General features: G+C 53.0%; 13 protein-coding genes. 3 read left to right on the top strand and 10 right to left on the bottom strand.

The features are described from left to right. The first annotated feature begins 168 nt into the window (after window positions 1–168). Complete coding sequence (glnS, locus tag HV350_RS17055; RefSeq protein WP_181628981.1) at window positions 169–1,836, top strand: glutamine--tRNA ligase; 1,668 nt, start codon at window positions 169–171, stop codon at window positions 1,834–1,836. 58 nt (window positions 1,837–1,894) lie between these two features. Here glnS and HV350_RS17050 read toward each other — a convergent pair whose 3' ends face one another. From HV350_RS17050 to HV350_RS17040, 3 genes are read right to left on the bottom strand one after another with little or no spacing between them, the layout of a single operon-like run. Then, a complete protein-coding gene (locus HV350_RS17050) occupies window positions 1,895–3,178 on the bottom strand; it encodes an ABC transporter substrate-binding protein (protein WP_181628979.1) in 1,284 nt (427 codons plus the stop codon). Between the two features lie 33 nt (window positions 3,179–3,211). Then, window positions 3,212–5,320: an ADP-ribosylglycohydrolase family protein gene (locus HV350_RS17045; protein ID WP_181628977.1), complete on the bottom strand. Its 2,109-nt coding sequence runs from the start codon at window positions 5,318–5,320 to the stop codon at window positions 3,212–3,214. A gap of 34 nt (window positions 5,321–5,354) precedes the next feature. Then, window positions 5,355–6,356 (bottom strand): LacI family DNA-binding transcriptional regulator, encoded by a 1,002-nt coding sequence (locus HV350_RS17040; protein WP_080859002.1) that lies wholly within the window; start codon window positions 6,354–6,356, stop codon window positions 5,355–5,357. Window positions 6,357–6,994: 638 nt separating this feature from the next. Between HV350_RS17040 and chiP the strand changes: the two genes are divergently transcribed. Together chiP and chiQ are read left to right on the top strand one after the other, a co-directional pair. Then, the gene (gene chiP / locus HV350_RS17035) at window positions 6,995–8,401 is read left to right on the top strand and encodes a chitoporin (RefSeq protein WP_101699817.1); all 1,407 of its coding nucleotides are present in this window, start codon (window positions 6,995–6,997) and stop codon (window positions 8,399–8,401) included. Between the two features lie 49 nt (window positions 8,402–8,450). Continuing rightward, window positions 8,451–8,783: a ChiQ/YbfN family lipoprotein gene (gene chiQ, locus HV350_RS17030; RefSeq protein WP_016155980.1), complete on the top strand. Its 333-nt coding sequence runs from the start codon at window positions 8,451–8,453 to the stop codon at window positions 8,781–8,783. 51 nt (window positions 8,784–8,834) lie between these two features. On the opposite strand, the gene HV350_RS17025 is transcribed toward chiQ, so the two are convergent. From HV350_RS17025 to fldA, 7 genes are all read right to left on the bottom strand, one after another. Next, window positions 8,835–10,130, bottom strand: a complete 1,296-nt coding sequence (locus HV350_RS17025) for an MFS transporter (protein WP_016152256.1) — start codon at window positions 10,128–10,130, stop codon at window positions 8,835–8,837. A gap of 53 nt (window positions 10,131–10,183) precedes the next feature. Further along, entirely contained in the window at window positions 10,184–11,323 is a 1,140-nt protein-coding gene (gene tcuB / locus HV350_RS17020) for a tricarballylate utilization 4Fe-4S protein TcuB (protein ID WP_181628975.1), read from the bottom strand. Continuing rightward, window positions 11,310–12,713: an FAD-dependent tricarballylate dehydrogenase TcuA gene (gene tcuA / locus HV350_RS17015; protein WP_181628973.1), complete on the bottom strand. Its 1,404-nt coding sequence runs from the start codon at window positions 12,711–12,713 to the stop codon at window positions 11,310–11,312. Before tcuA ends, tcuB begins: the two co-directional genes overlap by 14 nt. 97 nt (window positions 12,714–12,810) lie before the next feature. Continuing rightward, the gene (tcuR, locus tag HV350_RS17010) at window positions 12,811–13,737 is read right to left on the bottom strand and encodes a tricarballylate utilization LysR family transcriptional regulator TcuR (protein WP_047501718.1); all 927 of its coding nucleotides are present in this window, start codon (window positions 13,735–13,737) and stop codon (window positions 12,811–12,813) included. Between the two features lie 130 nt (window positions 13,738–13,867). Further along, the gene (gene fur, locus HV350_RS17005; protein ID WP_003022836.1) at window positions 13,868–14,314 is read right to left on the bottom strand and encodes a ferric iron uptake transcriptional regulator; all 447 of its coding nucleotides are present in this window, start codon (window positions 14,312–14,314) and stop codon (window positions 13,868–13,870) included. Further along, window positions 14,307–14,393 (bottom strand): ryhB-regulated fur leader peptide, encoded by an 87-nt coding sequence (locus tag HV350_RS17000; protein ID WP_049259739.1) that lies wholly within the window; start codon window positions 14,391–14,393, stop codon window positions 14,307–14,309. The genes fur and HV350_RS17000 overlap by 8 nt, the downstream gene beginning before the upstream one ends. Before the next feature lie 210 nt (window positions 14,394–14,603). Further along, complete coding sequence (gene fldA, locus HV350_RS16995) at window positions 14,604–15,134, bottom strand: flavodoxin FldA (protein WP_003022839.1); 531 nt, start codon at window positions 15,132–15,134, stop codon at window positions 14,604–14,606. Window positions 15,135–15,152: the final 18 nt, after the last annotated feature.

Here is a 15,152-nt window from a genome sequence, read left to right as displayed (position 1 = left end):
GTTAAGTGCCTTAAGCGGCGGGGGATATTCCTCCGCCGCTTTTTTTTGCAGCAAATACCCTCATATATCCTGTTGAAACACCTTTTTTGTTCAACTAATAGTTGTCTCCTGACGTCGCTTATAAGATCATGTTCCGTTATACGTTGTTTACGCTTTGAGGAATCCACGATGAGTGAGGCTGAAGCCCGCCCGAGTAACTTTATTCGTCAGATCATCGATGAAGATCTGGCCAGTGGTAAGCACACCACTATCCATACACGTTTTCCGCCGGAGCCAAATGGCTATCTGCACATTGGCCACGCGAAATCCATTTGTCTGAACTTTGGCATTGCGCAAGATTACCAGGGCCAGTGCAACCTGCGTTTTGATGATACGAACCCGGTTAAAGAAGATATCGAGTACGTTGAGTCGATTAAAAACGACGTTGAATGGTTAGGTTTCCACTGGACTGGCGATATTCGCTACTCTTCGGATTACTTCGATCAGCTTCACGCCTATGCGGTAGAGCTTATTAATAAAGGCCTGGCGTACGTTGATGAACTGTCAGCGGAGGAGATCCGCGAATACCGCGGCACTCTGACGCTGCCGGGTAAAAACAGCCCGTTCCGCGATCGTAGCGTCGAAGAGAACCTGGCACTGTTCGAAAAAATGCGTACCGGTGGTTTTGAAGAAGGTAAAGCCTGCCTGCGCGCGAAAATCGATATGGCTTCGCCGTTTATCGTGATGCGCGATCCGGTGCTGTACCGTATTAAGTTCGCCGAACACCACCAGACCGGCAACAAGTGGTGCATCTACCCGATGTACGATTTTACCCACTGCATCAGCGATGCGCTGGAAGGCATTACGCATTCACTGTGTACGCTGGAGTTCCAGGATAACCGTCGTTTGTACGACTGGGTGCTGGACAACATCACCATTCCGGTTCACCCGCGCCAGTACGAATTCTCGCGCCTGAATCTGGAATATACCGTGATGTCCAAACGCAAGCTGAACCTGCTGGTGACCGACAAGCACGTTGAAGGTTGGGACGATCCGCGTATGCCGACGATTTCTGGCCTGCGTCGTCGTGGTTATACCGCTGCCGCTATTCGTGAGTTCTGCAAACGCATTGGCGTGACCAAGCAGGATAACACCATTGAGATCGCTTCTCTTGAGTCCTGCATTCGCGAAGATCTGAACGAAAACGCCCCGCGCGCGATGGCAGTTATCGATCCGGTGAAACTGGTTATCGAAAACTACCCGCAGGGCGAAAGCGAGTTGGTTACCATGCCTAACCATCCGAACAAACCGGAAATGGGCAGCCGTGAAGTGCCGTTTAGCGGTGAAATTTGGATCGATCGCGCAGACTTCCGCGAAGAAGCGAACAAGCAGTACAAGCGTCTGGTGATGGGCAAAGAAGTACGTCTGCGTAATGCTTACGTGATCAAGGCTGAACGTGTAGAGAAAGATGCAGAAGGGAATATCACCACCATTTTCTGCACCTACGATGCCGACACCCTGAGCAAAGATCCGGCTGATGGCCGTAAAGTAAAAGGTGTTATTCACTGGGTGAGCGCGTCCCATGCGCTGCCGATTGAAATCCGTTTGTACGATCGTCTGTTTAGCGTGCCAAACCCAGGAGCGGCGGAAGACTTCCTGTCCGTTATCAACCCGGAATCGCTGGTCATTAAGCAGGGCTACGGTGAGCCGTCACTGCAGGCTGCGATTGCAGGTAAAGCGTTCCAGTTTGAGCGTGAAGGCTACTTCTGCTTGGACAGCCGCTATGCAACGGCTGACAAGCTGGTATTTAACCGCACTGTAGGTCTGCGCGATACGTGGGCTAAAGTCGGCGAGTAATTGCTGCCACACTGCCTCAAACGCCGCCAACGCGACGTTTGAGGCGGATTTTTCTGTTTTACTTATGCTGCATTAACGCCTGAACCCGCTGCTGGCTGCGTTCCAGCACCACCGATGTCTCCTGCTTACCCACCGTCGCCTGATTGACCATTTCACTGAGGATCATGGAGCCGGTAATATCCCCCATCCGCGTAAAGTTCTTCTCGCCGACCGATCCAAAGACCTGCATATTTGGGTACTGGGCAATCAGCTGTTCGGGGAGAGTTCCAAAGACTTTGACGGCAGGGTTGTCCTTCCAGCTGACGTTTTGCACGGCGGCCTTCGTCACCGGCAGCATCGCCCCCGGAGACATCAATACCCAGTCAGCCGTGTTCTGCGCCTGTCCCATAAAGCTGACAAATTTTTCGGCGGCTTTCGTCTCTGCCTCAGTCTGACCGGTCGTAAGCGTTAATGATGTGATAACGCCAAATACGGCAGGTGATTTTTCGCTCGGCACGACAAAGCCTAAATCCGCCAGCGAACCATCCTGATAAATCGCTGGCAGGATGTAGGTCGAATAGACCGCCATCGGCGCGGTGCCGTTCATAAAGGCGTCTTTGATCTCTGTTACGTTGTTCGAGCCGGGCATGGTGTAGCGGGCCAGTTCGCGATAATAGTTCAGCGAGGCCTGCATTTCCGCTGAGTTAACCGTGATGTCACCGTTTGCGTTGAACACATTGGCACCGTTTGAAAGTGCGAACTGAGAGAAGGTTTGTTCGCTCATGACGCTTTCAGCCGTCGGCAGCGCGATGCCATATTTTTTACCGGCGCTGTCGGTCAGCCTGCGTGCCGCTTCCAGCAGCTGCGTCCAGTTTTTGGGTTCGTCGATTCCCGCTTTAGCCAGTACCGATTTACGATACCAGACTCCCTGCAGCCAGGCGCTGATCGGCACGCCGGTATAGGCCGTTCCGTCTTCGGTGCGAACAATGCGCAGCACACCGTCGTAGAAGGCGCTTTCACCTTGCCTGTCGATCAGCGTTTTCACCGCTTTGTGGTCGATAAGCTGCTCTTTATCCATGACTTTGGCATAGTCATGGCTGACCTCGACGACCTCCGGCAGTGATCCTGAGCGGGCAAGGGTAATGATTTTGGTATTATAGGCATCCTCTTCGACGGGAACCTGCTTCACAATAATATCCGGATTCTCTTGCTGAAAGCGGTTAATGATCCCGGCAATGACGGTCTGGCGCTCCTGCTCAACGGCGGAGTGCATAAATTCGATGGTCACCTGCTGCGGTTTATCCTCACAGCCTGAAAGCAAAACGGCTGTTACAAGCGCCAGCATTGTTTTTGATATGTTCATTTTTAATCCTTTGTTGTCGTCCATTTCCGTTAATTAACAACTGGCGCTGATATGGATAGCGTCCGTCGACAGCGCACCCGCACAAATCAGTAAACCGATCCCGCCATCCATCAAGGCTTCGTGTTCAGCGTCCTCCACGTGCAGCGTTTTACCGTCAACGGTCGCGGAGATAATCTGCCCGTTGACGCTGATATCGAACGACACAGGGCGCTCGTACACGTCGGACAACGCCGCTTCTGCCAGAACTTTGGTGCTGGTGTCGCGCACGCGGACGATCTGTAATTTCCCGTCGCGCAGGATGCGCGCGGCGTAATAGCGCCTCATCCCCTGCACCCGAAAAGCCAGACCGCCGTACTCCCCTGAATGCAGCGTAATGTCACTCTGAACGCGGTAGTTATCCCACTGCCGCGTTCCGTGAATAATCAATCCCTCGTCGTACTCTTTGGAGATGCGAAAGCTGGTGGGATAGTGGCGTGAAAAGAGATCCACGCCGTTTACCCAGGCTCGCCACCAAAAATTAGTTTCCCCTGTGGGTTTACGCAGGGTCAGCTCAGGTGCGCCGTCCCAGCGCATACTGTCGATGAGCAGGCGACCGCGGGCAACGCGGGCATCGGTGCTGATTGTTACGCCAATCTCGCCGATCGGTTGGCCCTGGCAGTCCGGGAGATCCAACGCCAGCGTTAGCGATTCACCCGGGGCTATGATCTGCGCGTCGCCGTACTGAGGCGTCAGCTGATTGTTGTCATCATAAACCCGGTAGCAGAGCCGCACGTTTAACGCGGATGTGTTATCCGGTGGCGCAATCAGGGTGGCCTGAAGACGCTGACCTGGGTAGATAAGTGGGGTAGCCATTAAATCGTAGCTGCGCATTTCCACGATTTCAGGCGGGGTAAAGGTTTGCGTGGTCACGCTGGCGTGAAGTCCGGGCGCAAGATGGCGATAGTGCAGACTCAACATCTGCCGCCCCAGGTGCGCCTCATTCTTAACCTCAACCGCGGCCGCATTTTCTTCATCAAGCCAGCGGAAACCCTGCACGCTGCCCGGTAGTGAGAAATGGTACTGCGCGCCGGATTTTTTGGCTTCAGGGCGCGGCAGACCGGCAATCTGGTGTCCCAGCCCGACCAGGTAATCGGTGATCCGCACGGCGTTGTTTATGGAGAACCCCCCGTCGGCTGAGGAGATCAGCATTCTGTCCGCCAGCGGCCCGCGCCAGTCCGGGCCTGCGTCAATACCCTGGAGTCCCAGCATAATGCCGGACAGACAGCCGACATTCCCCGCATTGCAGTCGGTGTCCCATCCTGACGTATTGACAATGCACTGGGCCTGCTGGAAGTCGTCCGGCGCGTAAAGGATCGCCATAATCATCAGCGCATGATTAGGGATGATGTGACAATTGCTGGGATATTTGTGATAGCCATAGTTGTCGTCGATTCGCTGGCGGGTCGTTTGCCAGTCGTTATCTTCCCGTCGCCAGCGACGGATATCGCCAACCAGCTGGGCTATTTGCGACTCTGCCGGGATCACGGATAGTCCGACGTTAATAAGCTGTTCGATCTCCTGGCAGATAAAGGCCTGTGATTCCATCGCCGCCCAGAGCATAGCGGCATACACCGCTTCACCGTCATGGCTCACGCTGGCGGCATTTTTGGCAAGTTCTGCCGCCAGACGGGGTTGTCCCGGTGCGACAAGCGCCCAGCTATCAATAAAGATTTGTGCGCCAATCTGTTCGGCAATCGTTTTCCCGTTGGTCGCAATGGCTCCGCTTAGCGGAGCCGGAATGCCTTTTTTGAGATTCAGCCAGGCGGTGTGTTCCGTCGAATTACCGTTGCCGCCCCACCAGAGAATGGTGCGCTTATCAATGATGTAATTAAGCCAGCAGTGCCCCATCTGTTCCGCGCTCAGATCCGGCGGCAGGGCATAATCTTCCAGTGCGCGGATAAAGGTAAAGGTTCCGGCGACATCATCGTCGGTGACAACCAGCGGACGGTTAAATTTTTCGTGGACGTAATACTGGATCGGCCCCAGCTCCTGCATAATTTTTTCGTAGGTCCACCCTTCGAAAGGGCGGCCAAGGTAGACGCCGATTAATTTCCCTAACACCCCTGCATAAACGCGCGACTCATAATCTGAAGGCAATTCCATCTGTTTGATCCTTGTGTGGTGTTTTATCAGCCGTTCAGGCGGATTCTCTTTTTACCAGGCCCCAGGGCATTTCTGTGGTGCTGCCCTGGAGCGGCGCGGTGATATCGGTTTGTGTCAGGAGGAGGGCGGCCGCTTTTTGCCCAAGCTGCTCCGGGTACTGGGCGATAGTGGTCAGGGAAGGGGTCACCAGCCCGGCGGCGGGAATATCATCGAAACCCATCACCGCAAGCTGCTCTGGGATCGTGATGCCTTTCTCCCTTGCGGCACGCATCACGCCGATAGCCATTAAATCGTTGGCGGCGAAAATCGCATCCGGGAGCGTACCGTCATTAATCAGCTGCATCGCGATCTGATAGCCGCTCTGTTCGTTAAAACCAGGCAGAATTTTGATGCGCGGAAGGCGGCCGGCCTGGGTCATCGCCTGGCGATATCCTTCCACTCTGGCAGGCTCAGGACCGCCAGCGCTGGCGATCATCGTGATATTTTGGTGCCCCTGTGCCAGCAGATATTCGACGGCGCTGCGCGCGGCAGCGGCGTTGTCGATATAAACATTATGCAGCGGTAGCGGGCCGCTTTTTTTCATCCTGGCTTCAATACGTGCAATCGGGATCCCTGCCTGAAGATACGGGGCAAAATCTTTCATCCCGACGTTAAAAAATGTCCCCACCACGGCGTCGACCCGCCCCTGCGCTGACCAGCGCAAAAAATGCAGCTCTCTTTCCCGTAATCCATCGGTGCTGGCCACGATCGCATCGTAGTGATACCTATCCGTCACCGATTGAACACCACGGACGAGCGAGGCATAAAAAGGGTTGGCGATATCCGGCACGATGCAGGCGATCGACATGGTTTTATTGGTTTTCAGCGCTTGTGCAAAACGGTTCGGTATATATCCCAGCTGATTAGCCGCTTGCTCAACCCGGATCACTGTCTCCTGTGGGTAGGTGTGATTTCCTTTGGTGAGTACCACGGATACCACCGCCTGTGAAACGCCAGCCAGGGCCGCGACGTCTTTCTGTGTGATGCGTTTTGTCATTTATTTATCAACTTATACGTATAACCTGCATCTTTGAATAATGGGACACCCGGTAGCTGTCAATAAAAACCTTATAAAGTGAGTGTATTTGTGTGGAAAATCCGAGGACGGTCACATCAACGACGGAGAGTGAATTCAGGAGCTCGAACGTTCTGTTTGCAGAGCGAATTAATGACGTTCGAGAATTAATTTGTTTTGCGAATGCAAAGACAATTATTAGGGGTGGAATTATATATATAATAATAAAATTGAAGATATCTATATGTATATAAAGTATTTTTTTTCTTGTTTTTGTGACTTTTTTTACTCCCAAAGCAAAATGTAACAGAAAACAAGAAAATATGTGCGGTTGCTCATACTATTACATACTCGTTACAGAAAGAGATTGATAATTCGCGTCGCGAAAAATAGTCTATTCATTGTAGTCACTGAGGTTTTCTCAGCGCTACTTTTTTAATTTTTGTTTTTTCGCTGTCCGCTTTTGTCGGCAGCATTTTATACCCAATGGATTTCGAGTTGTATCAAGGCGGAGACGCAGCGCGTGCGCTGTCCCCGAAGGGGCGAGGCCAAAGGCCGAGTAAAGCCAACACCGATGCAGCTTGAAAAACGAAGGGTTATACGTCAAAGAGGATTAACATATGCGTACGTTTAGTGGCAAACGTAGTACGCTGGCGCTGGCTATCGCCGGTATCACAGCAATCTCGGGTTTCGTTGTCGCTCCCCAGGTACACGCCGAAGGATTTATTGATGACTCAACCTTAACCGGCGGCATCTATTACTGGCAGCGTGAGCGTGACCGTAAAGATGTGACCGATCACGACAAATACAAAACCAACCTTTCTCACTCCACCTGGAACGCTAACCTCGACTTCCAGTCCGGTTATGCGGCTGATATGTTTGGTATTGATATCGCAGCATTTACCGCTATTGAAATGAACGAAAGTAGCGAAAGCGGCCATCCAAACGAAATTGCATTCTCGTCAAAAAATAAAGGCTATGATGAAGATTACTCCGGCGATAAGAGCGGAATTAGCCTTTATAAAGCAGCAGCCAAATTTAAATTCGGCCCAACCTGGGCGCGCGCTGGTTACATTCAACCAACCGGACAGACTCTGTTGGCTCCGCACTGGAGCTTTATGCCAGGTACCTATCAGGGTGCTGAAGCCGGAGCCAACTTCGACTATGGTGATGCTGGTGCACTGAGCTTCTCCTATATGTGGGCCAACGAATATAAAGCACCATGGCACACTGAAGTCGATAAATTCTATCAGGCTGATAAAAAGACCAGCGTAGATTATCTGCACTCAATCGGCGCGAAATATGACTTCAAAAATAACCTGTTGCTGGAAGCCGCATTTGGTCAGTCTGAAGGCTACGTCGATCAGTACTTCGCAAAAGCCAGCTATAAATTCGATTTAGGCGGTAACCCGTTTACCACCAGCTATCAGTTCTACGGCGCGCGCGACAAAGTTGATGATCGCACCGTGAACGATATTTATGACGGTACGGCCTGGCTGCAGGCGCTGACCTTTGGCTACAAAGTGGCGGAAGTGGTTGACCTGCGTCTGGAAGGGACCTGGGTTAAAGCGGACGGGCAGCAGGGGTACTTCCTGCAGCGTATGACCCCGACCTACGCCTCATCAAACGGTCGCCTGGATATCTGGTGGGATAACCGTTCCGACTTCAACGCCAACGGCGAAAAGGCTGTCTTCTTCGGCGCAATGTATGACCTGAAGAACTGGAATTTGCCGGGCTGGGCAGTGGGCGCGTCCTACGTTTACGCATGGGATGCCAAGCCATCAACCTGGCAGATCAATCCGGATGCGTACTACGACAAAAACCGGACTATCGAAGAATCTTCTTACAGCCTGGATGCGGTCTATACCCTGCAAGAGGGGCGTGCGAAGGGCACCATGTTTAAACTGCACTTCACCCAGTACGACAATCATTCAGACATTCCGAGCTGGGGCGGTGGTTACGGCAACATCTTCCAGGATGAGCGTGACGTGAAATTCATCGTTATTGCTCCGTTCACCATCTTCTAATGCCAACAGCGGCAGGCCGGGCGCCTGCCGCATCGTTGAGGAAAGTGCTATGAAAAAACTGATACTCATCGCTGTTATGGCATCCGGGCTGGTGGCTTGCGCGCAATCCCCGGCACCAAAAGAAGACAGCCGTCTGAAAGAAGCCTACAGCGCGTGCATTACTACCGCGCAAGGATCGCCGGAGAAAATCGAAGCCTGCCAAAGCGTGTTGAATGTGCTGAAGAAAGAAAAGCAGCATCAGCAGTTTGCCAATGAAGAAAGCGTACGCGTACTGGATTATCAGCAGTGCATCCAGGCTACGCGCACGGGTAATGGTCAGTCCGTTAATGCTGATTGCGACAAGGTCTGGCAGGAAATTCGTAGCAAGAATACTGCGCAGTAAATCGAAAAATGAAACAGACAACGGGCGGAGAGTTTTCCGCCCGTTTGCATTTCAGGGTTTATATTCCACCGGTTGATAACTCCGACTCAGCCGGACAAACAGCATTGCCGTGGCGGCGAGCCCGCAAAGTGCCGCACACATCAGCCACCACCCCGGTGAGCTTTTATCCCCGGTTAGCTGGACCAGCGCTGTGGAGATGACTGGCGTAAGGCCGCCAAAAATCGCCGTGGCAAGACTGAATGCCAGTGAAAAACCCACCGTACGCACATAGACAGGCATCACCTCGGTGAGTGCGGCGACCATTGCCCCGTTGTACATACCAAAAAAGAACGAGAACCAAAGCAGAACCAGCGTCATGCGCGTGAAATCTGGCGCGGCGGTGAGCCAGTGCATAACCGGCCAGGTGGTGATTAGTGCAAGGATGGTAATCCCCATCAACACCGGACGACGACCAATTCGGTCAGAAATCGCCCCGCCAATCGGCAGCCAGATAAAATTAGAAATACCGACCAGCATGGTGACGATCAGGCTGTCGCGAGCGCTCAGGTGAAGTACAGCTCTACCATAGGTCGGTGTGTAAACGGTAATAAAGTAGAACGTCGTTGTGGTCATCGCCACCAGCAGCGTACCCGCAGCGATGAGACGCCAGTTTTTGATGATGGTAGTAAAAATTTCCCTGGTGTCGGGACGGTGCGTACGTTGTAAAAAGGCGTCTGTTTCCTGAAGCGAGCGGCGGAGCACGAAGATCAAAGGAATAATCATGCAACCAATAAAGAATGGAATACGCCAGCCCCATTCAGAGATCTCATCGTGTCCCAGGGTGGCGTTCAGGCCGTAACCAATCAGAGCTGCCACCACAATGGCGACCTGTTGACTGGCGGACTGCCAGCTGGTGTAGAAGCCTTTATTGCCAGGGGTGGCGATTTCAGAAAGATAAACCGAGACGCCGCCCAGCTCCACCCCTGCAGAAAAGCCCTGTAATAATCGGCCGAGTAATACCAGGACAGGGGCCAGCAGACCAATACTGTGATAACCGGGTACCAGGGCAATCAGCAGGGTACCGCAGCCCATAATCGCCAGCGTCACCATCAGTCCTTTACGGCGACCAATTCTGTCGATGTAAGCACCCAGCACAATTGCGCCAACAGGCCGCATTAAGAAACCTGAACCAAACACGGCGAAAGTTAACATTAGCCCGGCAAATTCACTCTCTGCAGGAAAGAAGGTCTTTGCGATATAGGTGGCGTAAAAACCGAACAGAAAAAAGTCAAACTGTTCGAGGAAATTACCGCTGGTTACCCGCAGTATTGCGCCGAAAGTTCCGGCGCGCGATGGTTGTTGTGTCATTGGGTTTGCTCCACTGTCTTATCATAATATTTATAGAGGTAAGAGTTTGCGGGTTAGTCGCCTGTGACCCCCGCCTGTTTGCCGCGCCGTTTCTCAATCGCCCACTTGAGTAAGGCTGCGCAGCGGTAAAATCCGTGGGCAAATTTTCCATAAGGAATGGTCAGAAAGAGCGCCATGACCACGCCGAGGTGAATGGCGAGCAAAATAGCCATCCAGGAGGTGTCTCTTCCCGCCAGCAGCGCTAAACCGGTCAGACTGGTCAGGAGCAGCAGCAAAATAAAACCGCGATCCATCGGTTTTTGCCGTGCGTCGCCATGCAGCGGTGAGCGCTTAAAATTGAGCCATAGCAAGCCAGCCGGGCCGACAACCAGGCCAATGCCGCCCAACGTGCCCAGCATTACCGGAACGCTGAAGAACGGATAGGGCGCTTCTATACCTGCAAAGTAGTGATAGCCCGTTGCCACCACGGTGGCGGCAAAGCAGAGCATAAAACCGTAGAAGGTGAAGTGATGGAACCGGCGGCGCATCAGGGTGAAGGCATCATCTGCTTCGTTACAACCTTTGCCATGCCCACCATCGAGATACTTCAGCGTCAGCGCATTGTGTGAGGCTTCAGCAATTTCGGCGGAACGCGGCACACCCGGAGAGATTTTGCGCCAGAAGCGCAGAACGCCCGCCATCAGCAGACCTATCGCCAGAATAAATACCGAACCAAACATCCATGCGAGCAGGTTATGCGGGAAAATTTGATAAAAATCCCCGGCCAGCGGAGGATGGAATAACGAGCCCTTTAAACTCATGGCGAGGAGTAAAAACAGGATCAGACCGAAAACCAGCGCCAGCGTCACGGTGATGCCTGCGCGACGATAAAGCGCGCCAAAGGCGGCGGGTTGCGCGTAGTGCTGATAGGTTTCGAGCCGCACTTCCGCCATCGCCTTCGGTACGTTGATGGCAAATTCATGAGGTGGGGCATACTGACACGCGTGCAGGCAGGCGCCGCAGTTATGGCACAAGTTCGCCAGATAATTGATATCCGCTTTACCGAATTCCAGGCGCTGAGTCATTGCCGGGAACACGGCGCAAAAACCTTCACAATAGCGGCAGGCGTTACAGACCTGCATCACACGTTCAACTTCTGCTTCCGGCTCGGTGATAATTTGTGCTTCGATGATCAGTTTCTCAAGCTGCTTCATGACGTGCCTCCTTACGTGCTGCCAGCGCGGCTTCTTTTCCGGCAATGCGGCCAAAGGTTGTCCCGATCGACATGCCCACGCCAGCGGTGTAACCCTTGCCCAACACGTTGCCCGCCATCATCTCTCCGGCGACGAACAGGTTGCGGCTTGGCTGCCCGGCAAAGTGCACGGCAGCGCGTTCGTTCACTTTTAACCCAAGATAGGTGAAGGTGATCCCTGGCCGCAGGGCATAGCCGTAGTAAGGTGGCTGGTCCAGCGGTCGCGCCCAGTGTGTTTTCGCGGGGGTTAACTTCTTCGTCGCGCAGTTGTCCAGGATGGTATGGTCGAACTGACCTGGCTGGCAGGCGTTGTTGTACGCCGTCACGGTGTGGGTAAAGCGTTCGGTATCCAGCCCCAACTGATGCGCCAACTCCGCCAGCGTATTCGCCTGTGCGCCGGGGAATACCGGTGGCATAAAGTGGCCGATGGCTTTACTGTCGATAATGGAATAGCCAATCTGTCCTGGCTGTTGGGCGACCAGGCGTCCCCAAATGGCGTAGCGTTTGGGCCAGAAATCTTCGCCTTCATCATAAAAACGTTCTGCGTCACGGTTGACTACTATGCCGAGTGAAACGCAGTCCACGCGGGTGCAAATCCCGCCGTCATATAATGGCGCTCTGGCATCAATGGCGACGCAGTGTGACTGGGAGGGGTCGCCGATGATGTCCGCCCCGGCATCCATCATAAATTTAAGCAGTACGCCCTGATTAAAGCGCGTGCCGCGAATCAGGAAGTTATCCGCAGGCCACTCGCCGCGGGCGTTCTCTCCCCAGGCTTCGCGCAGCCATTCGCGGTTTGACTCAAATCCGCCAGCGGCAAGCACGCAGGACTTAGCTGTTATGCGCTCTTCGCCTGCCAGCGCTGCCACAAACTCACCGTTATGCAGTTCAAGCGCCTGCACCGGTGTGTTATAGCGGATTTGCACGCCTAACTTTTCTGCGCTGCGATAATAGGCATTCACGAGGGCTTTCCCGCCCCCCATAAAAAAGGCGTTGGTTCGCGCTACGTGTAAAGCGCCGGAAAGAGGAGGTTGAAAATTAACGCCGTGTTGGCGCATCCAGTCGCGGCATTGTGAAGAGGTACGGATCACCAGACGCGCCAGGGCTTCGTTAGTATTTCCCTCGGTGACGCGCCGCAGATCCTGCCAGAACTCCTCTTCAGGATAGCTTTCCACCAGTACATCCTGCGGCGCGTCATGCATACAGCGCAGATTACGCGTGTGTTGAGAATTTCCCCCGCGCCATTCCCGTGGAGCCGCTTCGAGCAGGAGTACCGAAGCTCCTTGCTCCCGGGCGGTTAGGGCAGCACATAACGCGGCATTGCCACCGCCAATCACCAGAACATCAACCATCGTATACTCCATTACCATTTAACTAATTGTTAAATTTGTAATTGAAATGTATACGCATAGCTTGTGCAGGCGCTATGACGAAGTGCTAAAGAGGGCTTTAGTTATTGTAAAGGATGGCGCCTGGCCAGCTTCCTGCTTCCACCAGTTGATGCATCACTTTCGTTAGTACGACGCGGGCGGCGAGGCCCGCGGGGGTGAGCTCATCATCAGAAAGGCTGACCAGAAAGTTGGGGCGACTGAGTATTGGATTATGGACGCCGATCACTCTTAGCGTCTCTTTATCTAGATGGGAAATCGCCGCGCCGGGCTGGAGAGTAGCGCCGATTCCACTGCGAACGGCGCGCATTAGCAGCGCCAGACCATCAATTTCTGTAGCGATCTCAATGCGCAGCGCGTGTTCCTGACAAATTGCTTCCAGCCTGCCGCGCAGACCGTGGCCTGGGCTGGGCATTATCAATGGGATACTTGCCAACTGGGCTGGCGCAATATTGTCATCGGCAATATCGGCCAGTAAGGCATGAGTCCCAATCAAAAACAGGCGCTCTTCGAGAATCGGTCTGGCGCTCCAGCGCAGGAGCTTTTCTTTTTGAAATACCACGGCCAGATCAATCTGGCGGGTATTAATCATCCGTTCCAGGTTGCCAGAGAGGCTTTCCACCACATGCAGGCGGACATCACTATAGCTTTCCCGCATGGCGTTAATAAAAGGCATGCCGAGAACGGAAGCGGTACTGGGGGCCATACCGACGCTGACGTGCCCGGAAAGCCGGGACTCTCGCGCGGCGAGGATTGCATCGTCTGCGTGGCGGAGCGCCAGCTGCGCCTGGGAGTAAAAAGCCAGTCCGGCGCTGGTGGGCGTCACGCCACGCGAGGTGCGCTGCAGCAGGCGAATAGCGAGTTCGTTTTCCAGGCGGGACATTTGCTGGCTGAGTGCCGAAACCCCAATATTGAGATCGAGCGCCGCGCTACCCATGCTGCCGGTTTCTACAATGCGAACAAAATAGCGTAGCTGGCGAAGTTCCATTTCGACTCTCCGGGAAGGGACTATTGATTTTACATTAAAGCAACACAGGAGTGGAGGGAAGGGGAAAAGGGGGGGAATAACGCTCATAAAAAAAGCCAACCGAATGGTTGGCTTTTCAGAAAGCATCACATTATTTACCGTCGTGAGCATGCTCATCTTCGCGGCAATCGCCTTCGGCGCAGTGACCGTAAAGATAGAGGCTATGGTTGGTTAAACGAATACCATGTTTAGCCGCAATCTCACGCTGGCGCGCCTCGATGGAATCATCGCTGAACTCGACCACTTTGCCGCAGTCGAGGCAGATGAGGTGATCGTGATGATGCTGTTGAGTCAGTTCGAAGACGGATTTACCACCTTCAAAATTATGGCGGGTCACGATACCGGCATCATCAAACTGGTTCAGCACGCGATACACGGTCGCCAGACCAATTTCTTCACCCATATCGATCAGACGTTTGTATAAGTCTTCCGCACTGACGTGATGGTTATCCGGTTCCTGAAGAACTTCCAGAATTTTTAAACGAGGAAGCGTTACTTTCAGGCCAGCCTTCTTTAATGCGGTATTGTTGTCAGTCATGCGGAATCTGTCCTGTAGCTAAACGATTCACTTCATTAACAGAAGTGACAGAAATTGCACTTGAGATAATGCGATTCATTATAGAACTGCCATGGCTAAATGAAAACTGCAAGTCTCTGGCATATATTGTTAATCAAAACGTGGTATCGCCGACAAACACACTGTGCAATACCCGATTGGCATCTGGCCATTGTACAGGGTCAGACGAAAAAGTTACAAATTTGTAGCAATTATTTTGATTGGTTTTATCTATTGATGTGGCGCAGATGGAAATCTGCGCCACACAAAATCAGGCATTGATGATTTCGTCGAGGTGCAGCTCCTCAGAGATCTGCTTAACCCATTTTTCTACGCGTTCGGCGGTCAATTCAGGCTGGCGATCTTCATCAATGGCCAGACCCACAAAGTGGTCGTCGTCAGCCAGGCCTTTGGACGCTTCAAAGTGATAACCCGCCGTTGGCCAGTGACCGACGATGGTTGCGCCGCGCGGTTCGATGATGTCGCGAATTGTACCCAACGCATCGCAGAAATATTCTGCGTAATCTTCCTGGTCGCCGCAGCCGAACAATGCAACCAGTTTGCCGTTAAAATCAATGTCTTCGAGGGTAGGGAAGAAATCGTCCCAGTCACACTGCGCTTCACCGTAGTACCAGGTTGGAATGCCGAGCAGCAAAATGTCATACCCTTCGAGGTCTTCTTTGCTGCTTTTTGCAATGTCATGTACATCGGCAACGTCTTTACCAAGCTGTTTTTGAATCATTTTTGCGATGTTTTCGGTGTTACCGGTGTCGCTGCCGAAAAAGATGCCAGTGATTGCCATGAGTAAAATAACCTCTTG

This window comes from Citrobacter sp. RHBSTW-01013, assembly GCF_013781985.1.
GTDB lineage: Bacteria > Pseudomonadota > Gammaproteobacteria > Enterobacterales > Enterobacteriaceae > Citrobacter > Citrobacter braakii.
This window is presented reverse-complemented; position numbering and strand designations above follow the sequence as displayed.